Below are 20,876 nucleotides of genomic sequence, written 5' to 3' on the forward strand. Positions count from 1 at the left end.
GCCATGCCTCGGCGGCGTTACGGCCATGAGCACGGCGGCGCCCAGCGGAATCATCATCGCCGCGCCGCGTTCGGGCGCCGGCAAGACGACCGTCACGCTCGGGCTGTTGCGTGCACTCAGCCGGCGCGGCGCGCGCGTGCAACCCTTCAAATGCGGCCCGGACTATATCGATCTCGCCTATCACACGGCTGCGGCACAACGGACGAGCTACAATCTCGACAGCTGGGCGATGTCCGCGCCGCAGCTGCTCGGGCTTGCCTGCGGCGTCGCCGCCGACGCCGATATCGCCATCGTCGAGGGCGTCATGGGCCTGTTCGATGGCGCGTCGCATCCCGGGCGCGCGGGCAGGGGCTCGGCTGCGGATCTTGCAGCCCTGACCGGCTGGCCGGTCGTGCTCGTTCTCGATGTCAGCGGGCAGACCGAGACGGCCGCCGCCGTCGCGCTCGGCTGCGCGCGTTTTCGCGACGATGTCCACGTGGCCGGGGTGATCCTCAATCGGGTCGCGAGCGAGCGGCACCGGGCGCTCATCGAGCCGGCGTTTGCGACCGTCGGAATCGAGGTGCTCGGCGCGCTGGCGCGGGACGCGCAACTGACCTTGCCCGAACGCCATCTCGGGCTGGTCCAGGCCCAGGAGATCACGGCCATCGAGGCCCATCTCGAGCGTCTTGCGGCAAGCGTGTCCGGGTCGGTCGATCTCGACGCGGTGCTTGCTCTCGCAAATCCGATTCGGGCGCCTGGCCTCGCCGCGCAGAGCTCCAGCCTCGGCATCAAACCGCCCGGACAGCGCATCGCGCTCGCATCAGATGCGGCCTTCTCGTTCAGCTATCCGCATCTGCTGCGGCACTGGCGCGCTCAGGGCGCGGAGGCCATCCCGTTCTCGCCGTTGAACGATGAGGCTCCTGATCCGGCAGCCGACGCGGTGTGGCTGCCAGGCGGCTATCCCGAATTGCATGCGGGACGGCTGGCCTCGGCGCGGTCGTTCCTGGACGCGTTGCGCGCGATGGCCTCGCGCGGCGTGCCAATCCACGGCGAGTGCGGCGGCTACATGACGCTAGGCGCGGGACTCGAAGATGCCCATGGTGTCCGGCATGTGATGGCTGGGCTGCTGTCACTGGAAACGTCGTTCGCGCGACGCCGCCTGCATCTCGGCTATCGTCAAGCGACGCTCTTGGTCGACTGCAGCCTCGGCCCGAGAGGGGCCGTCGTTCACGGCCACGAATTCCATTATGCAACCATCCTGAGCGAGGCAGACGATCCGCTGATCGCGTGCCGCGATGCCTCGGGCGGCGTCATCGCCGAGCGCGGCGCCCGGCGCGGGTCGGTGACCGGATCGTTCCTGCACGTCCTGAGCGGGGAGGGCGCATGAGCGAGCCAGGCCGAAGCCCTCCGCAGTTCGACGCGACATTCCGGCAGCGCTTTGCCGAGCTGGTGCGCTGGCGTCGCGACGTCCGCCGTTTCCGCGCCGATCCGGTCTCCCTTGAGCTGATCGAGCAGTTGCTCGCTCTCGCGTCCTACGCGCCGTCCGTCGGCTTCTGCCAGCCTTGGCGGTTCGTGCTCGTCGAGAGCGCCGAACGCCGCGCGACGGTGATCGAGAACTTCCAGCATGCGAACCAGGCGGCGCTCGCCGGCTATGATGGTGAGCGGCGCGCGCTCTATGCAAGCCTCAAGCTGGAAGGCTTGACGCAGGCGCCGGTCCATCTCGCCGTCTGTGCCGACGAAGGCGCTGCCACCGGGCACCGTCTCGGCCGCGCCACGATGCCGGAAACGCTCCGCTACTCGGTGGTCGCAGCGATCCAGACGTTCTGGCTGGCGGCGCGCGCGGAAGGTCTCGGCGTTGGCTGGGTGTCGATCCTGGACCCGGAGGCTGTCTGTCGCGCGCTCGAATTGCCGTCGGACTGGAGCCTGATTGCGTATCTCTGCGTCGGCTGGCCGCAGGAGGAGCATGACGATCCCGAGCTGGAACGTCACGGCTGGGAAACGCGGCTCGACCAGACCGTGATCAAGCCGCTCAAGCGCTAGGTCACGACGCGAGCGCCAACGCCGGCGCGTCAACCGTCATCGGCTCGCCGACGGCGGCCTCGGCGCGCATGAGCTGAAACCGTGTGCCGTGCAGGTTGACGGTCAGTGGAATGCCGCGGAAATCGTCGTGAAAGGCGTGGATGCGGCGCGCCATCTCGGATCGATCGATGTCGGCGGGCATGTCGCATAGGGCGGCGTACATCTGCCTCGTGCTCTTGGTGCCGCTCCAACCGGTGCCGAGCGCCGGCAGCGGGCCGGCCTGGCAGGCGAGGTCGCGCGACATCCGCCAGAACAGATAGGCGAGCCGCACGAACGCCATCTGCTCCAGGCCGCGGACATCCACGCCTTGGGGGATGTCGAACGGCTCGACACCGACGATCGCGCCGCAGTCGACCCGGGTCTCCATCGCGTGGGCCGTCGCGCCGAAGCGCTTCGTACCGTCGTACATTGCGAAATGGGCCGGCGCCCAGCCGGGATAATCCGGTGGGCCCGGATGAAAATTGTAGGCGCCGTAACCGAGCGCCTGAAGGATGGCGGCAGGCACGACGACGCCGGTCGTGAACGCAAGCAGGCGGGATCTGCCGAGCACGTCGCGTTCGATGGCTTCGAGGTCCTGCAGGCTGACCGCGCAGCGGAATGCGAGGGCAGGGTTGTGCGCCCGCAGGAGCTCGGACAACGCGAGCTGCTGGTCACGGCTGCCGGTGAGAAGAATGATGGTGTCGAACATGATTTGTCCTGGCTGGCGTCAGTGGCGATGGGCGTTGAAGCTGGCGGGCCGGCGCATGGCTTCCGAGGCGGCGGTGGCGGCGAACAGATCGGCCGGCAGCTCCTGACCGGGGACGATCTCGAGTACCATGTTGTCGGCCAGCAAAGCGGCCCGCCGCGCCATGCGAACCTCCGGCGCCCACGAGCACAGCGAAAGCTCGAGGCGGCCAAAGCCGCCGCAATCGGCGACGAAGGCGCTCGTCAGCCGCTCGATGCTGTCGGCCGTTGCGCGCGCGCTGCTACCTTCGACATCGCGCAGGATGACCGTGACGCCCCGGCCAGATTTTACTTTCGAGCGCACCACGAGCAGCGACTCCAGCGCGCCGACGCGCCCCGCCCGCCGCGGCGAGCGTGCCACTTCGGCGAAGTCCGGGTCGGGGCCGAGATCAGCGTTTGTCGGCTTCAGATTGTGGACGATCGTCGCGTTGCCGACTCCGGCTTCCCCTGCAACGGCATGGTAGCTGCGGGGAAGCCAGACCGTATCGAGTGCGATCTGGGACGTCACCGCACTCCAGGCCTGGTCGATCAGATAGCCGTCCCAGACATCGGGATATGACGAGGCAATCTCGCGCCAGGTCGTCAGCATGGTCTCGGCCGCCTTGGAGCGGCCGAAATAGAGAGTGCGCGGCGACATCTCCCAGCCGTTCCACTTATGGACGGCGAAGTCGCAGCCGGCCAGATGAGGAAGGCCCGGGGCGGCTTGAAACATCACGTCCGCCTCGACGTACAACAGCGGCTCGCGGTGCCGCTGCCACATCCGCGCGACGAAGTCGGCCTTGTCGGCAGCGCTCAGGCGTTCGCCGGGGCGGCAATCGATCGCCTCGATGTCGAATGGGAGCCCGAGCCGCTGCAGCGAGCGTCTGAGATGATAGACGTGCAAGTCGCCGACCGTCGTCGGATGGCAGGACACGACACGCATCGTAGTTGCGGGTGCCGTCTCCGGAGCAGGCCAGTCGCGGCCGCCCCACCACAATTCATGCGGACCGTCGGCCGAGGTGCCGACGGTGCCGAACGCCGTCAACTTGGATTTCAGGAAATCGAACGCGGGGTTTTCGCCGAAAGGGATCGCCACGGCATCGTGCGAGGTCAGCGTGCCGTACAGCAGCTCCGCACCCGCGCCGGTTGGCGGATCGAGCAGGACGATCGTGCGGCCGCGGCCAGGCGATGGACGTTCGTCGCAGTGAACCAGCGGCCCGAATGTCCGCGACAGCCACTGCAGACGAAGACCTTGCTGCTGACCGAGCCTGACGCCTCGAGCGCGCAAGGCTTGCGTCGGGTCGTCGTCGATGGCTTTCGGGTTTTGTCGCATCATGCCGGGTCCTCCTGCACAATCAAACGGACCACGTCGGCCAATCAGGCGCGTCGATCACGCATGCGCCGGCGTCGGTCACTTGCGATGATGCGAGCAGGACGAAGCTCTCGACACGGAAAACGCGAACTTCGTTTCGCAATGTTGCCGGCGCGCCGCGCGAAGCCCGCACAGATGAATCAACATCGTGGATGCGTAAGAAGACGTACGGGCATTCGCTTTCGATCTGATAGCGCTTGGTCGACGCCGAAGTACGAAATCGGGCATTAAAAAGCAGTCGCGGGCGCGGATCGCGCGCTTCGCGCTGAGATATCGAACGCGACGATACTCACGAAAGTCGACGTCGATCGAAACATTGAGCAACATTCGGTGACGCTACAGACATCGATTGACACCTACGCGTGCGTCGTCGGCGCGCGACGCATCACGTCGATCGCTTCATTTGTCGTTCCATCAGCAACTACAACGTACGAGCACGACAGATCAGGCGCGCCTTGTCGCAAAAATCGTCACGAGATTCAAAAATCGCGTCTGCGGAAACTGACAGAGTCGAAAAATGCGATAATTTCGTCGAGGTGATTCGGAAAAAATTGCCGGGCGAGATGATCGTTTCGCAAGAACTCCGGATCTTGATCGACCGCAGATTTGGTGTGCGCGGTCCGCATCCAGGGATGCTGTTAGTAAGCGTTGCAGCCCGCGTTTTCTGCTGAACTCGTCTTCCGGAATGAACCCGCGCCATGCCGAACATCGGCCTCTCCTTCTCAATGATCGTCGAGCGCTCGATCCGCGTGCGGCAGAATTTGCCTGTCCCTAGGCAAAACATTCCATCTAACTACCTGAAAAATCACGAAGAATCTTCGCCTGCTTCTCTCGATCACAGCGTTCAACGATCGGAAGCCGTCTGCGAATACCGCATTCGGCATTGCGGGTTGGAGATGCGGAAATGAGCTACGCGCTGGACGTCTGGGCCCCGGCCGATGGCGTATCTTCGAAGGAGCCGGGGTCCCCGGACGTCGCGGTGGTGCTGCCGTCGAGCGAGTCGGTCAGCACCGTTCCAGACTCTGCGCCGCCGGGCGAGACCATGGTCTTCGACGAGGACAAGGATCTGCTCGACCGGCTGGCCACCGGAGAGGAGCTCGCATTTCGCCTTCTCGTCGAGCGCCACATCGACCGCGCCTATGCGATTGCGTTGCGCATCGTCGGCAATGCCGCCGACGCCGAGGACGTCGTTCAGGATACGATGCTGAAGGTCTGGACTCATCGCGGGCGGTGGCAGCACGGCCGTGCCAAATTCTCGACCTGGCTCTATCGCGTCGTCAGCAACCGCTGCATCGACATCCGCCGCAAGCCGCGGACCGAGAATGTCGATGTGGTGCCCGAGGTTGCGGACGGCAAGCCGGATGCCGTGAGCGTCATCGAGCGTGCGGAGCTCAGCGACCTCCTGGAAGGAGCGATGCAGCGGCTTCCGGAGCAGCAACGGATCGCCGTGATCCTGTCGTATCACGAGAACATGAGCAACGGCGAAATCGCCGAGGTGATGGACACGACAGTGGCCGCCGTGGAGTCGCTGTTGAAGCGGGGTCGCCAGCATCTGCGCGACATGCTGCGGCGTCACGAGCGCGACATTCGCGGCGCCTTCACCGATTGCTAACCATAAAATTCCCGGCGCGGGAGAATTCCCGCCTGATTCCCGCAGGCGCTTCCGTTTGATCGGTCAGACGGGGCCGATCCGCACCGTCAGTCCTTCCACGATGCGGCGTGCTTTGCCGATCACTCAGGAGTCCTCACCGTGCCCGCAATTTCCACCAACATCGCCGCCAACTCCGCCGTCCGCTACTTGAACATCAACTCCAACCAGGAGACGAGCTCGCTCTCCAAGCTGTCGAGCGGTTCGCGCATCACGTCGGCCTCGGACGACGCGGCCGGTCTCGCCATTTCCACGCGCATCTCCTCGGACATCACCACGCTGCAGCAGGCCGCGACCAACGCCGCCCAGGCGACGTCGATCCTGCAGACCGCGGATGGCGGCGCGTCGAACATCAGCGACATCCTGGCGCGCATGAAGTCGCTGGCCTCCGAGTCCGCATCGGGCACCACGGTCGGAACCAGCCGCACCTACATCCAGTCGGAATTCTCGCAGCTCATCAGCGAAATCTCGTCGATCGCGACCGGAACGCGCTACAGCGGTCAGAGCCTGCTCGACGGCACCAGCACGTTCTCGTCGGGCGTCTCGGTTCTGGTCGGATCGTCCGCGTCCGACACCATCAACATCACGCTGTCGGATCTCACCGCGAGCACGCTCGGCGTCTCGTCGCTCGACGTCAGCACCCAGACCGGCGCGACCGCAGCCTTGACCACTCTCGACACCGCGATCGACACCGTGTCGAAGGCGCGTGCCGACATCGGCGCGCAGGAGTCGCGCTTCAACTTCTCGGCCGATTCGATCTCGACGCAGACGCAGAACCTGCAATCGGCCAATTCCGCCATCAAGGACGTCGACATCGCCTCGGAGCAGGCGAAGCTGTCGTCGGCGCAGGTGAAGACCCAGGCCGCGGTATCGGCGGAAGCCGCCGCCAACCAGATCCCGCAGTACCTCCTGAAGCTGCTGGGCTGAGCCGTGATCTGCCGGGCCGGCGCCTCGCCGGTCCGGCTTTTTCCTCGGAGGACGACGACGGATGACGGTGAGCAGCGCAACCTCGAGCACGAGCAGCACGACATCGTCTTCTTCATCATCGACGAGTTCGAGCAGCTCGCTCACGACGTCGGGAACGAGCACCACGAGCACGATCGACTGGACCGCGCTGATCGAGTCCGCCGTCAATGCCAAGCTCACCCAGGCGACCCAGATCTCGACCAAGATCACCGCCAATGAAGCCAAGATCACGGCGTACCAGACGCTGCAGACCGCACTGAAGACACTGTCATCGGGATTGTCGTCGCTGGCGACATCGATGGTGAACTCGCTTGCGACCAACGCCTTCGCCACGCGGGCCGCCACCATCAGCGCGACCGGCGACGTCAGCGCCTCATCGGCGCTGTCGATGTCGGTGAGCAATGGAGCCGCGACCGGCAGCCACACGCTGACGATCGGCCAGGTCGCCACGGCGCACAAGGTGACGGGCACGACGCAGTCGAGCCAGACCGCGGCCCTCGGCTATTCCGGCACGTTCTCGCTCGGCCTGTCCGGAGGCAGCACGGCCGACATCACCATCACCAGCGGCATGTCGCTGCAGGATGTCGTCGACGCGATCAACGCGCAGACCTCCACGACCGATGTCGAGGCGTCGATCGTCCAGGTATCGAGCGGGTCCTATCAACTGGTGCTGACGGGGACCCAGGATGCCGCCGACATCACCTATGCAAGCTCGTCCGGGGACGACATCCTCAACAAGCTCGGGGTGACCGACAGCTCGGGAGCCTTCGCGACGGTGCTGCAGACGGCCCAGGCCGCGGAGTTCACGCTCGATGGGATCAGCCTGACCCGCAACACAAACGACATCACCGACGTGCTCAGCGGCGTCACGTTCGATCTGCTGCAGGCGACACCCTCCGGAACGACGCTGACCGTCACCATCGGCGCCGATACGAGCCAGATCTCGTCGGCGCTGCAGACCTTCGTCACCGACTACAATGCGTTCCGCGATGCCGTGATTGCGCAGCAGACCACCAACTCCGACGGAACCGCCTCATCCAGCTCGGTGCTGTTCGGCGACGGCACCATGCGCGACATCATGAACTCGCTTCAGGCCGTGCTCGGAACGTCCGTCGGCGGGCTGACGATGGCGGACCTTGGTCTCTCGTTCAACGAAAAGAACGAACTCGAACTCGATACGGGCACGCTGTCGACGATCCTGAGCACCAATTTGAGCGGTGTGACGACGTTGTTGTCGGCGCAGACCAAGACCTCGTCGAGCCAGCTCAGCGTCGTCAATACCGGGTCGTCGCCGCAGTCGTTCACCCTGGATCTGACGGTGGATGCCTCGGGGAATCTCTCGGCCGCATCCGTCGGTGGCGACAGTTCGCTGTTCACGGTCAGCGGCAACACGATCGTGGGCAATTCCGGGACGATCTATGCCGGCATGGCTTTCACCTATACCGGCTCGACCTCGCAATCGATCACGGTGACCTCGACCCAGGGGCTTGCAACCCAGATCTACCAGATCGCCAAGACCGCATCGTCCAGCACCGGCTCGTTGCAGACTTTGATCGACAATCTGACGTCCCAGGACGAGACGATGCAGGCCAAGGTCAACGACATCAAGAGCTCGGCTGCGACGTTCCAGACCCAGCTCACGGCGCAATACGCCAAGTACCAGGCCGCGATCGAGAGCGCCAACAATACGCTGACCTATCTGAAAGCCCTCCTCAATTCGAGTTCGAGTAACTGATGACCCAGAGTTCGATGGCGCAATTTGCAAGTCAGGCCTACCGCGGCACGGCCGTCGCGGTTCCGCCGCTGCGGGCCGTGATCATGCTGCTCAACGGCGCGGTCACCTGCCTGCAGAAATCCGTGCAGGCGCAGGAGGTGCGTCGCTTCGAGGAGGGGCATGCCCACCTGACCCGGGCAACGGCGATCCTGCGCGGGTTGAGCTTGCACCTCGATTCCACGCGCGGCGGACCGGTCGCCGACCAGTTGTTCGGAACCTACAACGCCCTGATCGTGGCCGCGCTGCGGGCCTATGGTCGACCTCACATGCGCGAGAATTTCCAGCGGATCACCGAAAGCCTGCTGGAACTGCGGCAGGCGTGGGAGGCTGTCGATGTGGCGGCCCGGGGAAAGCGAGCGGCTGCTGATTCGGCCAACCGTCGGTAGATCTCGCCGAATCGGGCACTCGCCGCGCTGCGGAAATCTTGAGAAATCGATCAGAAATGGGCTGCATTGTCTCCCGTTTCGGTATCCAGTGCGGCCTCGCGTGCATACGACTCCCGAAAAGTACGGAGTTTCCAGAGCTTGGTTGCGGTCGATCGTCACAATTGCCGATATCAATTTCGTTCGCGGGCTGAATGCTTTATGACCAAGCTGGAAGCGCTGGATTGGGCGGACGATGGACGTCAGGGAATTCGAGGATCTGATCGGCAGGCTGGGTGAGGACCTCTCGCGCTGGCCGGCGGAGCAGCGTCAATCCGCTGCTGATCTGCTTGCGTCCTCTCCCGAAGCCGATCGATTGCTATCCGAGGCACGTCTCGTTCGTGAGGCGCTGTCGTCGCCGCCGGTTCGTGCACCCGCCGGCCTGACGTCGCGCATCCTTGCTGCGGCCCATCGCCTGGCCCAAGAGGAAGCGGCAACCCCGCCGGCTGACGCCCATCAGCCTGGCTGAGCCTTAGCCAGGACCGCGCTTGCGCGGCTGCGCTTCGGCCGGTCGGACCTCGCCGCTGGAACCGCAACACCATCGCAACTGTCATCTCGCTCAGTTTCTTGAGCTCGCTTGCGCGCGAATCGAGGGCGCCCGAGTGCGACGACGGCGAGCCGTGGCGCCGATGCAGATCGGGGCCTCGCACCAGGCGATTTTTGCCGCCTCTGCGCAACAGCGCGGCGGCAAATTCTGCCGTCGGATCAACTAATTCGATCGACTAATTGTGCGCCTGGAATCGGCGCTCTGGCCGTTTGATCAGCAAACGCCTTCACGACCGCGTGGTCGTGCTGTGTCCCGCCGCCGCTCGCGGCGCGAGCCGGAGTTCTGCCATGACCGTCACCGCCGCGAGTTCGTCGACCGCGACCACCTCATCGACATCATCGTCCAGCGACACATCGCGTACGACGCTCAGCTCGACCGACTTTCTTCAGCTGCTGGTGAGCGAACTGCAGAACCAGGATCCGCTCAACGCGACCAGCGTGACCGACTTCATCAACCAGATGACGTCCTACGCCAATTTCACCTCGCAGCAGTCGCTCAACAGCAGCATGACCTCGCTGGCCGGCTCGTTCTCGAGCCTGGTGACGCTGAATTCGGTGAACTACATCGGCCACACCGTCGAGGCCAAGAGTGACACTGCCGTCCTCTCGAACGGCTCGGCGACGTTCGGCTATTCGCTGTCGTCAGCAGCGTCAAACGTTTCGATCTCGATCAAGGATTCCTCCGGAAGCACGGTCTGGACAGGCACCGGGACCGGCAACAAGGGCGCCAATTCGATCACCTGGGACGGCACCGATTCCAGCGGCAATCAACTCAGCAATGGCGGCCAGTACACGATCTCCGTGACGGCGACGGACTCCGCGGGCACCTCGGTCCTCAACTACACGACGGTCACCGGGACCGTAACCGGCATCGACACCTCGACTAGCACGCCGTCGCTCACCGTCGGCGGCGTTCCTGTCAGCGCCAGCAACATCATCGGCGTCACCTCCTGACCGCATTACCCGGAGTACAATCATGAGTCTTTCTGGAGCCCTGTCATCGGCGATCTCGGCGCTCAACGCGCAGAGCTCGTCGCTCGCCATGATCAGCGACAACATCTCCAACGCCGATACGACCGGATACAAGACCACGTCCGGCCTGTTCGAGCAGCTGGTGACGGCATCGAGCAGCTCGAAAGCCTATTCCTCGGGGGGCGTCTCGGTCTCCGGCCGTGCCAACATCACGCAGCAGGGGCTGCTGGCCGCCACCACCAACGCAACCGACGTCGCCATCCAGGGCTCAGGCTTCTTCGTCGCGACCAACTCGACTTCGGCCGGGGGTGAGACCTTCTACACGCGCAACGGCGCGTTCACGACCGACAATGCCGGCTATCTCGAGAACGACGGCTACTATCTCGAAGGCTGGCGCACAGATGCGAGCGGCAACGTGGTCGGCAACGGCCTCGAGCCGGTCAATACCAAGGTGGCGCTGACGAATGGTGGGGCGACGACCAAGACGTCGCTTGCGGCCAACCTGCCGGCCGATGCTGCGAGCGGAGACACCTTCAGCAGCTCGATGACGGTGTACGATTCGCTTGGCCAGTCGCATACGCTCAATGTGACCTGGACCAAGTCGGCGACGGCGAACGAATGGACTGCCGATGTCGCGCCTGCCACGGCGTCGGACGGCACCGTGACGAGCGGCACCTATACGATCGATTTCAACTCTGACGGCTCGCTGAGCACGGTCTCCTCGACCAATCTCGGCATCACCTGGAACAACGGCGCCGCGGCGAGCTCGATCACGCTCAGCTTCGGCACCACCGGCGGCGGCACCGACGGTCTGACCCAATTGTCGTCCGGCAGCACGACGCCGAGCGTCTCCAATTTCAGCGCCAATTCCGACGGCATCTCGTTCGGAACGCTGAGCAGCATTTCGGTCGGCAAGAACGGTCTTGTCGAGGCGACCTATTCCAACGGCCAGACGGTTCCGATCTACAAGATCGCGGTGGCGACCTTCGCCGATCCCAATGGCCTCGTGGCGCATAGCAGCGGCATGTACACGTCGACGGCGACATCGGGCAACGCGACGCTGCAGGCATCCGGCGAGAATGGTGCAGGGACCATTTACGGTAGCGAGCTGGAGTCGAGCACGACCGATACCACGGGCCAGTTCAGTAGCATGATCTCGGCTCAGCAGGCCTATTCGGCGGCGTCGCAGGTGATCTCGGCCGTCAACAAGATGTACGACACCCTGATCTCGTCGATGAGGTGATCATGGCCGACCTCAAGAGGGAGCGGCTCGGCGAGGGCGAGGTTCTGCTGAAGAAGCTGCGGCGGCTGAGACTGCGCGCCGCGACCGCCGGCAAGGACGACCGCGTGCAACTGTTGGCCTTGATCGACGATATCGAAACGGTCCGACGAAAGCTGCTTCGCGAATGTGCGCTGCTCGACGAGGAACTCAAGGTCGCCACCGTGAGGGTGACGGCGCTGAATACCTATGCCCGCGTCGCGCAAATCAGTCGCCGACCGCAGCGTGAACAGTAAGAGGGGAGCGACAGGATGAAACACGCAATTCAGGCCGATCGACGGCCCGCAAGCGAGGACGAGGTGCGGACCTTGATCGCGCTGATCGACGAACTCATCGCGGTGGTGTCGGAGGAGAATGTGGAGCTCGCCAAGGGATTGCCGGCCTCGCGCTCGAAGCAGCTCGACGACAAGAACCGGTTGGCCGGGTTGTTCGAGCAGCGGGTGGCCGAATGCGCCAGGCAGACGGCAAGCCTCGACGTCCGCGACGGCGTCCTGCGCGAGCAGCTCATGGAGCACATCCTCAACCTGCGTGGCGCGATGGATGAGAACCTCGTGCGGCTGCGGGCCGCGATCGAAGCCAGCAATCGTCGCATCGAGGCGGTCATGCAGGCGATCCGCGAGCAGATCGCAAATGCCTCCCCCTATGGAGCCGGTGGACGTCGTACCGCGCGTGCGACATCGTGCGGAACCAATGTGAGGGCGTGATGGCCAGCCAGCAGCGGGAGTAGGGCAATGTCGCTCGACATAGCACGGCTGGTCGCCTTCAGCGGCATCTCGGCCACGGAGCTGCAGATCAGCGTGGCGTCGTCGAACATCTCGAACGCCGACACGAAGGGGTATACGCAGAAGACGGCCAACCAGGTCACGAACGTGACCGGGGGAGTTGGAACCGGCGTTTCCATTACCGGCATTTCGAGCAATGTCGACAAGCTGCTGCTGAAATCCCTGATCGGAGCCAACTCCGAGCTCGGCGCGGCCGACACCACGAACAATTACCTGACGCAACTCCAGCAGTTGTTCGGCAGCGCGTCCACGTCCGGCACCTCGACGACGGGAACGTCGCTGGCAAACTCGCTGGCCTCGCTGGAGTCCGCCTTGTCGTCGCTGGCGAGCTCGCCCAGCAGCGTGTCGCTGCAATCGGCCGTGGTCAGCGCGCTGGACGATTTCGCCAGCCAGCTGCGCAGCACGTCGAGCGGCGTGCAGACGCTGCGCGCCAATGCCGACAAGGACATCGCGTCGTCGGTCCAGAGCGTCAACGACGACCTGCAGCAGGTCGCCGATCTCAACGTCGAGATCCGGAAGATGGCGGCGTCCGGCCAATCGACCGCGGATCTCGAGGACGAGCGCAACGCGGCGCTGCAGGACCTGTCGTCCTACATGAACGTCAGCTACTACACGGCGTCGAACGGCGATCTTCAGGTCTATACCTCATCGGGGCGGGCTCTGGTCGACAGCTCGGCGCACACGCTGAGCTATACGGCCTCGGCGAATGTCTCGGCGGCGTCGAGCTATGCGTCCGGCGGCTTCAGCGGCATCACGGTCGACGGCGTCGACGTCACGTCCCAGATCACGTCGGGCAAGATCGGCTCGCTGGTCACGTTGCGGGACGAAACCCTGCCGGCCGCGCAGACCCAGCTCGATCAACTGGCCTCGCAGCTGAAATCGGCGCTGAATTCGATCACTGATAGCGCGTCGGCCGTTCCACCTCCGACTACCCTGACCGGATCGGCGAGCGTCAGCAGCACGACGGCCCTGGCGGCATCCGGAACGGTCCGCATCGCCGTGACTGACCAGAGCGGCAATCTCGTTTCGTATCAGGATCTCGACCTGTCGTCCTATGCGACGGTGGGCGATCTGGTCACAGCGCTCAACGGCATCTCCGGCGTCTCCGCCTCGATCGATTCCAGCGGGCACCTGTCGATCAGCGCCACGTCGTCGTCGAACGGCATCGCGATCAACGACATGACCAGCGCGATCGGCGGCAGCGGCTTCGCCGGCTATTTCGGCATGAATGACCTCGTCACCGGCACGAGCGCGGCCAATTTTGCCGTCAACAGTAGCATCCTGAGCGGCGCTGCCGGTCTTCCGACCGGCACGCTCGACGGCTCCGCGACCCTGACGACCGGCAGCCAGGTGCTGACGGCCGGCTCGGCGACGGTCATCAACGCGCTCATCGACAAGCTGACCGGCTCGACCAGCTTCGCCTCGGCCGGCGGCCTGAGCGCAACGAGCGGTTCGTTTGCCGACTATGCCGCGGCGATCGTCGCCAATGTGGCCAGCAAGGCGTCGCAGGCCGCGACGGCCTACACCGCGAAATCGACGGCCCAGTCGAGCTATGCGAGCTCGCTGTCCTCGCAGTCGGGCGTCAACCTCGACGAGGAGACGGCGCGGGTGAGCTCGCTGCAGAACAAATACGCTGCCGCCTCGCAGCTGATCTCCGTGATCAACAGCATGTTCTCGTCGCTGCTCACTGCCGTGCAGTCGACCTAGTCCGGAGCGCCTATCATGACGATGCGGATTGCGACATTCTCGAACTCCGACCAGATGATCGCGAGCGCGCTGCGGACGCAGGCGACCATGGCCAACCTCCAGGTGCAGGAGGCCTCGGGGCTGAAGACCGAGTATCTCGCCGGTTATGGCGCCGACACCCAGCACGTCGTCAATCTGCAGGTGTCGGTCACGCGGGCGCAGTCCTATATCGATGCCGCGACCCTGGCCGACAGCAAGGTGCAGGTGATGTATTCCGCAGTGGGACAGGTGTCGGACATCGTCAGTCAGCTGCGCACGGCGCTGAGTGCTGCGAGCTCCGGCAGCAGCACGGGAACCACGTCCGCGATCAGCAGCGCGCAGCAGTTGCTGCAGCAGATGGCGGGCATCCTGAACACCCAGTATGACGGGCAGTATCTGTTCGGCGGCGGACGAACCGCGACGGCGGCGGTCGACACGTCGAGCTTCGCCTCCGGCACGGGATCGCTGACAACGACGGATAGCAGCTACTATCGGGGCGACGGCGAGCTGGCCTCGGTCCGGGTTTCCGACGGGCAGTCGGTCACCTATGGCGTCACCGCCGACAACCCGGCGTTCGAGGAGGTCATGCGGGTCCTGAAGTTCGTCGCCAACAGCTCGACCCTCTCCGGAACCGACGTCACCTCCGCATTGACGCTTGCCGATCAGGCGGTGGACGACGTCGCGACGGTGCAGGCCAAGCTCTCCGATGCGGCGTCCCGGATCGAGAGCGCGAAATCGCAGCAGACCGATTACAAGAGCTATGCCGAGAGCCTGGCGACCGACCTGACCAGCGTCGACGTCGCTGCGGTCACCGCCCAGCTCTCGACATATCAGGCCCAGCTCACGGCGAGCTATACCGCCATCTCCAAGATCCAGAGCCTGAACCTCGCCAGTTACCTGCGCTGAGACAGCGGCACCGATTGCGGTCGGCGGGATGGGCATGGGCGGATCAAGGAAAACGCGAAAGTTCAGCAGCTCCATCTGCGGGAAGAGGATGATCCGGACGTCGAGCTGCCGAGGAATTCCGCGCTGGAGTCGTCTGCGACTTCGTCGCCACGGTCATGGGTCTCGAGCAGATCTGGTGGGTGATGGCGCTCGGCGCAATGAGGCGTTGGCAGCATTTGCCGTGGCGCGATCATGACGAGTCCGTCATCCGCGCGGCGGAGGTTGCGCATTGACGTGCCGGTGCGTCGGGCGAGCCCCACGCACCGGCGAACTCACGTCACCAGCGATGATGGGTGCGGATCACGCCATGGCCGTGGCGGTGTCCGAAATGACGGCCGCCGTGCCAGCCATGATGATGGCCCCAACCCGGACCGCGGTAATAGCCGTAGCTGTGCCGCCACGGCCGCGGGCCATAGGAATAGCCGTAGCTGCGATAGACCGGGCGCGGCGCGTAGCTGTAGCCATAGCCGCCGTAATAGGGGCGGTAGGCCGGGTAGTAGCCGCCATAGCCGTAGGGATAGGCGGCGTAGCGATACCCGCCGTAATAGGGATAGGGCGCGTAGCCGCCATAATAGGAGGGCGCGGCGATCGCTGATCCGATCACGGCCCCCGCCAGCAGCCCCGCGCCGATCGCGGCACCGCCGCCCCAGCCGCCATGCCAGCCGCCGTAGCGGACCTGGACGGCATGCGCGCTTTCGGCGCCCGGTTTGGCGGCTGCTGACAGCGACGTCAGCGGCGCAGCCGAGACTGAGTGCAGCGTGGACAGAGAAAGTGCGCCGGCGATGGCGAGCGTCGCGGCGGCTTTGAAGGTGACCATCCTGGTGTCTCCCGTTGATTCTGGGTCATGCTCAACCGGAAGAGACGATCTTCGTTGCAGTCGTCGCGACGGACGTTTTGTCGCGCGCCATTGGTCCAGGGGGCGGTCGATGCCGGAGACCGGCATCGACCCTGGTGTCGTTACGGGCAGGAATGGCGCAGGCCGTCATTGCCGAGATAGGTGCCGGAGGCCGGGTCGTAGGACCGGAAGCGCTGGGCGCAATAGGCCTGGGCATTGGCGGCCTCGGCGCGGCTGTTGGCGATCGCGCCACCGATGATCGCGCCGGCCGCCAGACCGCCCAGGGCCGCGGCACCCGCACCGTAGCCGTGCCCGCCGTAGCGATGGCCGTAATAGCCGTGGCGATGAACGTAGCCGCCGCGCCAGTGGCGATACTGCACCTGCTGCAGCTCGGTCGCGTCCTGCGTGGCGGCGGCCGGTGCCGGGTGGTTCGGCAGCAACGGCGCGGCGGCGAGCGGCGATGCGGTCGCGAGCGTCATCGTTCCGATGGTGGCGACCGTGAAAAGTTTGCGCAGATCCATCTGCGTGCTCCTTTCTGTTCGTTATGCGGAGGGCAACGGCTCGCCGCCGTCCTCCGTTCCGCGCCGCGACGGAGCATGTCGGCGGCACGAGGTCGCATCCCAGAGGGGAACCGTGACCGCAAGCTACGCGATCAGCGCATCGAGCAGCGCATCCGGACATTCTGTCATCATCGTATGCCCCGCACCGGGCAGCACGATGGTGCGCGATTGCGCGATCGCAGCCGCCAGCGCCTTGCCGGCTTTCAGCGGCGTCATCATGTCCTTCTCGCCGAGGATCAGCCGCGCCGGCACCTTGATCTTGGCCGCCGCCGCCAGCGCATCCTGATAGGCGTTGCAGGCGGAGAGATCGTTGAACAGCACGCCCGGCGCGCAGCGCTCCAGGGTCGCCTGCGCGCCGCCATGCATCCACAGCCCCGGCGCGCGGCTGCCGCCGAGCTCGGCGGCAAAACCGAGGCCCCAGATCGAGACCATGTCGATGGCGGCGTGATCATTGGCTTCGGCGGCGTTCAGGAGGTCAGGCCCGACCGTCATCGTGGCCGCAGTGCCGATCAGGCTGAGCGCCGACACGCGATCGGGATGGCGCGCCGCGGCATCGAGCGCGATCAGCGAGCCCATCGAGTGGCCGATCAGGTGCGCAGGCTTGGCGTGTACCGCCTGCAAGAGCGCGGCGATCCAGTCGGCCATCGCGGCAATGGTCGGCAGCGCCGGGCCAGCGGAGCGGCCGTGGCCCGGCAGGTCGGGCGCCAGCACGGCAAAGCCGTGATGGGCGAACCAGCGGCTGTGCAGCGCCCAGACCGAATGATCGAAGCCGGCGCCATGGATGAAGACGACGGCGGGCAAGGACGAATCGAACTCGCGGCCGCCCGTGGCGGCGAAGACCTCATGATCTCCGATCGACAGCTGCATGGCTCACACCTTCTGCGAGGCGCGCAGCGCCTGTCCGAGATCGTCGATGATGTCGCCGGCCGCCTCGATGCCGACGGAGAGCCGGATCAGCTCCTCGCCGATCCCTGCCGCGGCGAGCTGGGCTGCGTCCATCTGCTGATGCGTGGTCGAGGCGGGGTGGATCACCAGCGTCTTGGCGTCGCCGACATTAGCGAGATGGCTGATCAGCTTCAGGCTCTCGATGAACTTGCGCCCTGCGGGACGTCCGCCCTTGATGCCGAACGAGATGATCGAGCCGGCGCCGCGCGGCAACAGCTCCTTGGCGAGCGCATGGTCCGGATGGGTCTCGAGCGAGGGATGCAGCACCCAGTCGACGGCCTTGTTGGCCGTCAGCACCGCCAGCACCGCGGCGGTGTTCGCGACGTGGCGCTCCATGCGCAGATGCAAGGTCTCGACGCCCTGAAGCAGATGGAACGCGTTGGTCGGCGACAGGCAGGCGCCGAAATCGCGCAGGCCCTCGGTGCGCGCGCGCATGATGAAGGCGGCTGTGCCGAACTGCTCGTCGAAGACGATGCCGTGATAGCCGGCATAGGGCTCGGTGAGTTGAGGGAATTTGCCGGACGCGCGCCAGTCGAACCGGCCGCCGTCGATGAGCGCGCCGCCGATCGCGATGCCGTGGCCGCCGAGCCATTTGGTGGCGGAGTGCATCACGATGTCGGCGCCTTGGGTGATCGGCTGGCTGAGAAAGGGCGTCGCGAAGGTGTTGTCGATCAGGAGCGGCACGCCGGACGCGTGCGCGATCGCCGAGACCTTGGGAATGTCCAGTACCTCGAGGCCGGGGTTGCCCAATGTCTCGCCGATCAGCAGCCGCGTGTTCGGCTTGATCGCGGCGCGGAAACCGTCGTGATCCCTGGGCTTGACGAAGCTCGTGGTGATGCCGAAGCGCGGCAGCGTGTGGGCGAGCAGATTGATGGTGCCGCCATAGAGCGAGGAGGAGGCGACGATGTGATCGCCCGCATTCAAGAGCGTGGCAATGGCGAGATGCAGCGCCGCCTGGCCGCTCGCGGTGCAGACGGCGCCGACGCCGCCCTCGAGCGCGGCAAGCCGCTCCTCGAGCACGGCCGTGGTCGGGTTGGAGATGCGGGTATAGATGTGGCCGGCGCGCTCGAGATTGAACAGCGCCGCGGCGTGCTCGGTGTCGTCGAACACGTAGGACGTGGTCTGGTAGATCGGCACTGCGCGGGCGCCGGTTGCGGGATCCGGGTGCTGGCCCGCGTGCAGGCTCAGGGTCTCGAAGGCGGGCGGTTTCGGCGGCGGCATGCGGATCAACTCTCCTCAAGCAGAACGCGTCTTCTGCCACAGATTTCGCCGTCCGTCAGGGGCGGCGCGGCACGCCGCCCCTGACGCATCGATCAGCCGGCGAAGCGCTGCGGGAAAAGGCCAGCCGAGGCGATCTCGGCGATGGACAGGCGTGCGCTCGGCTTCTCGCGCTCCTTGAGCATGGCCGGCAGCTTGTCGCCATCGCCCTTGCGGCCGACCGCGATCGCGATCTCCACGGCGAAACCGTCGGGCACCCCGAGCGCTGCCTGTGCGGCGGCGACGTCGAAGCCGCTCATGCCATGGGTGACCCAGCCGGACACCGCCGCCTGGTTGGCGAAATTGGCCCAGGCCGCGCCGGCATCGAAGGAATGCGTCCGCGTCGGTGCCGGCTCGGTCTTGCCCGCCGGGATGAAGGTCTTCTTCGACAGCACGTAGACGAGCGCCGCGGCATGCTGCGCCCAGCCGCGGTTGAACTCGACCAGCGGCGCCAGGAAGGTGTCGAACTCGGCCGAGCCGCGCAGCGCGTAGAGGAAGCGCCAGGGCTGCGAGTTGTATGAGGAGGGCGCCCAGCGTGCCGCCTCGATGAAGGTCAGGAGCTCCGTTTCGGGCAGCGCCTCGTCGCTGAAGCCGCGCGGCGACCAGCGATCGACGAAGATGCGATGCGCCGGATGCTCGGTGATGCGATCGGTCGGCGGGGGAAGATGGGCAGTCACGGTGGTCTCCTTCGTTCAGGCCCGTCGTCGGGCCTCGTGCCGCGCCTCGCTGCGGAGCACAATCCTCGGCCCCTGTGTGGCTCACGGCGCCTTGGGAGTCCAGATCGCCAACGCAGATGTGTCCACCTTGACCGGCAGCACGCGCTCGGCAAGGAAAGCGTCCGCGATCTTCTGCTGCTCCGAGAGGCCGGCCGCGGTGACCGCGCCGACCTGGTAGGAGCGGTGGCTGTTGGCCTCCTCGACGGTGGCGGCATCGATGCCCCAGAGCGCCGCGAGCTGGCCGGCCGCGGCGGCCGGATTGGCCTTCACCCATTTGCCGGTCTCGACCAGCTTGCCGTAGATGACGTCGAGCGCGTCGCCATGCCCCGCGGCATAGTCGGCGGCGGCGAGATAATAGCGCTTGTAGCTGGCAAGCCCGTCGCTGCCGTCGGCGAGCACGCGCGCCCCGGACTGGCGGATGGTGCTGGTCAGGAACGGATCCCACGCCACCCAGGCATCCACATTGTTGCTGACGAAAGCGGTGCGGCCGTCGGCGGGTGGCAGATAGGCCGGGGTGATGTCCTTGAAGGTCAGACCAGCCTTGGCGAGCGCCGACAGCAGCAAATAGTGGCTCCCCGCGCCCTTGGTCACCGCGATCTTCTTGCCTTTCAGGTCGGCCAGCGTCCTGGTCGGCGATGCCGTCGCCACGAGGATCGCCTGCGCCGACGGCGAGGCGGCTTCCTCCGCGACATAGGCGAGCTTCGCGCCCGCGGCCTGCGCGAACACCGGGACGGTGTCGGCAACATCGGCGCCGAAATCGATGCTGCCGATGTTGATCGCTTCCAGCAGCGGCAGGCCGCTGGAGAATTCGTGCCAGGACACCTTGATGCCGAGCGGCGCCAGCACCTTCTCCAGCTCGCCATTGCTCTTGAGGAGAGCAATCAGGGTCGAGGACTTCTGATAGCCGATGCGCAGCGTCTCGGCGGCGTCGGCTCGCGGCGTGGCGAGCGCGCCGAGCAGGGCGAGCGCCATCACCAGGACGCCGCGGCGGGCGAGATGCGAGGATCGCGCGCGGCGCAGTCCGCTGAAGGACGGGGTCATTCGGAAATCTCCCAAACAGGCGATGGCGTGCACTTCTCCCGGATCATTCGCAGGATCGGGAGTGTTGCGCAATTTTGCAGATCGGTTCGGATGGAGAGGAAAGTTCTTCATGTGGCCGCGTCGCGAGAAGTTTGTTTTCTTGGCGCGTGAGAGACCCGGTGGACAGCCGCTCGCATCCTCGCGGCGCGCATGGCGTCCGAGATGTGTCTGCCGTTTGTCCCTCTTTCGATGAGAGGGCACAGGGAAGGCCGGGCGTCGACTGACACCCATGGCCCGCGTGCAAAAAGGAAGCACGCGGCGGTTACCACAGGATCAGCCGGACATCCGGCCT

22 protein-coding genes are annotated in these 20,876 nt (G+C 65.5%); 14 read left to right on the plus strand and 8 right to left on the minus strand.

Annotation, left to right across the window (positions count from 1 at the left end; genetic code table 11):
* The first annotated feature begins 25 nt into the window (after positions 1–25).
* Positions 26–1,366, plus strand: coding sequence for a cobyrinate a,c-diamide synthase (locus QX010_RS26210; protein WP_316182779.1), 1,341 nt, complete (start codon positions 26–28; stop codon positions 1,364–1,366).
* On the plus strand, positions 1,363–2,019 hold the full coding sequence (bluB, locus tag QX010_RS26215; RefSeq protein ID WP_316182780.1) for a 5,6-dimethylbenzimidazole synthase: 657 nt from the start codon (positions 1,363–1,365) through the stop codon (positions 2,017–2,019). Before QX010_RS26210 ends, bluB begins: the two co-directional genes overlap by 4 nt.
* Before the next feature lies 1 nt (position 2,020).
* On the opposite strand, the gene QX010_RS26220 is transcribed toward bluB, so the two are convergent.
* Positions 2,021–2,746, minus strand: coding sequence for a formyltransferase family protein (locus QX010_RS26220; RefSeq protein WP_316182781.1), 726 nt, complete (start codon positions 2,744–2,746; stop codon positions 2,021–2,023).
* A gap of 18 nt (positions 2,747–2,764) precedes the next feature.
* On the minus strand, positions 2,765–4,096 hold the full coding sequence (locus tag QX010_RS26225; protein WP_316182782.1) for a hypothetical protein: 1,332 nt from the start codon (positions 4,094–4,096) through the stop codon (positions 2,765–2,767).
* A gap of 734 nt (positions 4,097–4,830) precedes the next feature.
* Between QX010_RS26225 and QX010_RS26230 the strand changes: the two genes are divergently transcribed.
* The 12 genes from QX010_RS26230 to QX010_RS26285 all read left to right on the plus strand — a co-directional run bounded on the left by QX010_RS26230 (position 4,831) and on the right by QX010_RS26285 (position 15,152).
* On the plus strand, positions 4,831–5,040 hold the full coding sequence (locus tag QX010_RS26230; protein WP_316182783.1) for a hypothetical protein: 210 nt from the start codon (positions 4,831–4,833) through the stop codon (positions 5,038–5,040).
* A complete protein-coding gene (locus tag QX010_RS26235; protein WP_315805142.1) occupies positions 5,037–5,744 on the plus strand; it encodes an RNA polymerase sigma factor in 708 nt (235 codons plus the stop codon). Before QX010_RS26230 ends, QX010_RS26235 begins: the two co-directional genes overlap by 4 nt.
* Positions 5,745–5,882: 138 nt before the next feature.
* On the plus strand, positions 5,883–6,707 hold the full coding sequence (locus QX010_RS26240; protein WP_315805143.1) for a flagellin: 825 nt from the start codon (positions 5,883–5,885) through the stop codon (positions 6,705–6,707).
* A gap of 61 nt (positions 6,708–6,768) precedes the next feature.
* Entirely contained in the window at positions 6,769–8,481 is a 1,713-nt protein-coding gene (fliD, locus tag QX010_RS26245; protein ID WP_316182784.1) for a flagellar filament capping protein FliD, read from the plus strand.
* Positions 8,481–8,906, plus strand: coding sequence for a flagellar export chaperone FliS (locus QX010_RS26250; RefSeq protein WP_316182785.1), 426 nt, complete (start codon positions 8,481–8,483; stop codon positions 8,904–8,906). The genes fliD and QX010_RS26250 overlap by 1 nt, the downstream gene beginning before the upstream one ends.
* Before the next feature lie 232 nt (positions 8,907–9,138).
* A complete protein-coding gene (locus tag QX010_RS26255) occupies positions 9,139–9,411 on the plus strand; it encodes a hypothetical protein (RefSeq protein ID WP_315805146.1) in 273 nt (90 codons plus the stop codon).
* Positions 9,412–9,776: 365 nt separating this feature from the next.
* A complete protein-coding gene (locus QX010_RS26260; protein ID WP_315805147.1) occupies positions 9,777–10,442 on the plus strand; it encodes a flagellar hook assembly protein FlgD in 666 nt (221 codons plus the stop codon).
* A gap of 22 nt (positions 10,443–10,464) precedes the next feature.
* Positions 10,465–11,703 carry a flagellar hook protein FlgE gene (gene flgE, locus QX010_RS26265; RefSeq protein ID WP_315805148.1) on the plus strand — a complete coding sequence of 413 codons (1,239 nt, stop codon included), beginning with the start codon at positions 10,465–10,467 and terminating at the stop codon, positions 11,701–11,703.
* Positions 11,704–11,705: 2 nt separating this feature from the next.
* Positions 11,706–11,975 carry a hypothetical protein gene (locus QX010_RS26270; RefSeq protein ID WP_315805149.1) on the plus strand — a complete coding sequence of 90 codons (270 nt, stop codon included), beginning with the start codon at positions 11,706–11,708 and terminating at the stop codon, positions 11,973–11,975.
* A gap of 15 nt (positions 11,976–11,990) precedes the next feature.
* On the plus strand, positions 11,991–12,443 hold the full coding sequence (locus tag QX010_RS26275; protein WP_316182786.1) for a flagellar protein FlgN: 453 nt from the start codon (positions 11,991–11,993) through the stop codon (positions 12,441–12,443).
* 27 nt (positions 12,444–12,470) lie between these two features.
* A complete protein-coding gene (gene flgK / locus QX010_RS26280) occupies positions 12,471–14,228 on the plus strand; it encodes a flagellar hook-associated protein FlgK (RefSeq protein WP_316182787.1) in 1,758 nt (585 codons plus the stop codon).
* 15 nt (positions 14,229–14,243) lie between these two features.
* The gene (locus QX010_RS26285) at positions 14,244–15,152 is read left to right on the plus strand and encodes a flagellin (RefSeq protein WP_315805152.1); all 909 of its coding nucleotides are present in this window, start codon (positions 14,244–14,246) and stop codon (positions 15,150–15,152) included.
* A gap of 316 nt (positions 15,153–15,468) precedes the next feature.
* Here the strand turns inward: QX010_RS26285 and QX010_RS26290 are convergent, their stop codons facing one another.
* From QX010_RS26290 to QX010_RS26315, 6 genes are all read right to left on the minus strand, one after another.
* The gene (locus QX010_RS26290) at positions 15,469–16,008 is read right to left on the minus strand and encodes a hypothetical protein (protein WP_316182788.1); all 540 of its coding nucleotides are present in this window, start codon (positions 16,006–16,008) and stop codon (positions 15,469–15,471) included.
* A gap of 140 nt (positions 16,009–16,148) precedes the next feature.
* A complete protein-coding gene (locus tag QX010_RS26295; protein WP_316182789.1) occupies positions 16,149–16,547 on the minus strand; it encodes a BA14K family protein in 399 nt (132 codons plus the stop codon).
* Between the two features lie 123 nt (positions 16,548–16,670).
* Positions 16,671–17,453 carry an alpha/beta hydrolase gene (locus tag QX010_RS26300; RefSeq protein WP_316182790.1) on the minus strand — a complete coding sequence of 261 codons (783 nt, stop codon included), beginning with the start codon at positions 17,451–17,453 and terminating at the stop codon, positions 16,671–16,673.
* A gap of 3 nt (positions 17,454–17,456) precedes the next feature.
* Positions 17,457–18,752, minus strand: a complete 1,296-nt coding sequence (locus QX010_RS26305; RefSeq protein ID WP_316182791.1) for an O-acetylhomoserine aminocarboxypropyltransferase — start codon at positions 18,750–18,752, stop codon at positions 17,457–17,459.
* A gap of 92 nt (positions 18,753–18,844) precedes the next feature.
* Positions 18,845–19,465 (minus strand): nitroreductase family protein, encoded by a 621-nt coding sequence (locus QX010_RS26310; RefSeq protein ID WP_316182792.1) that lies wholly within the window; start codon positions 19,463–19,465, stop codon positions 18,845–18,847.
* A gap of 81 nt (positions 19,466–19,546) precedes the next feature.
* Positions 19,547–20,476, minus strand: coding sequence for an aliphatic sulfonate ABC transporter substrate-binding protein (locus tag QX010_RS26315; protein ID WP_316182800.1), 930 nt, complete (start codon positions 20,474–20,476; stop codon positions 19,547–19,549).
* Between the last annotated feature and the right edge of the window lie 400 nt (positions 20,477–20,876).

This window comes from Bradyrhizobium sp. SZCCHNRI1009 (genome assembly GCF_032487575.1).
In the GTDB taxonomy this organism is placed as follows: domain Bacteria; phylum Pseudomonadota; class Alphaproteobacteria; order Rhizobiales; family Xanthobacteraceae; genus Bradyrhizobium.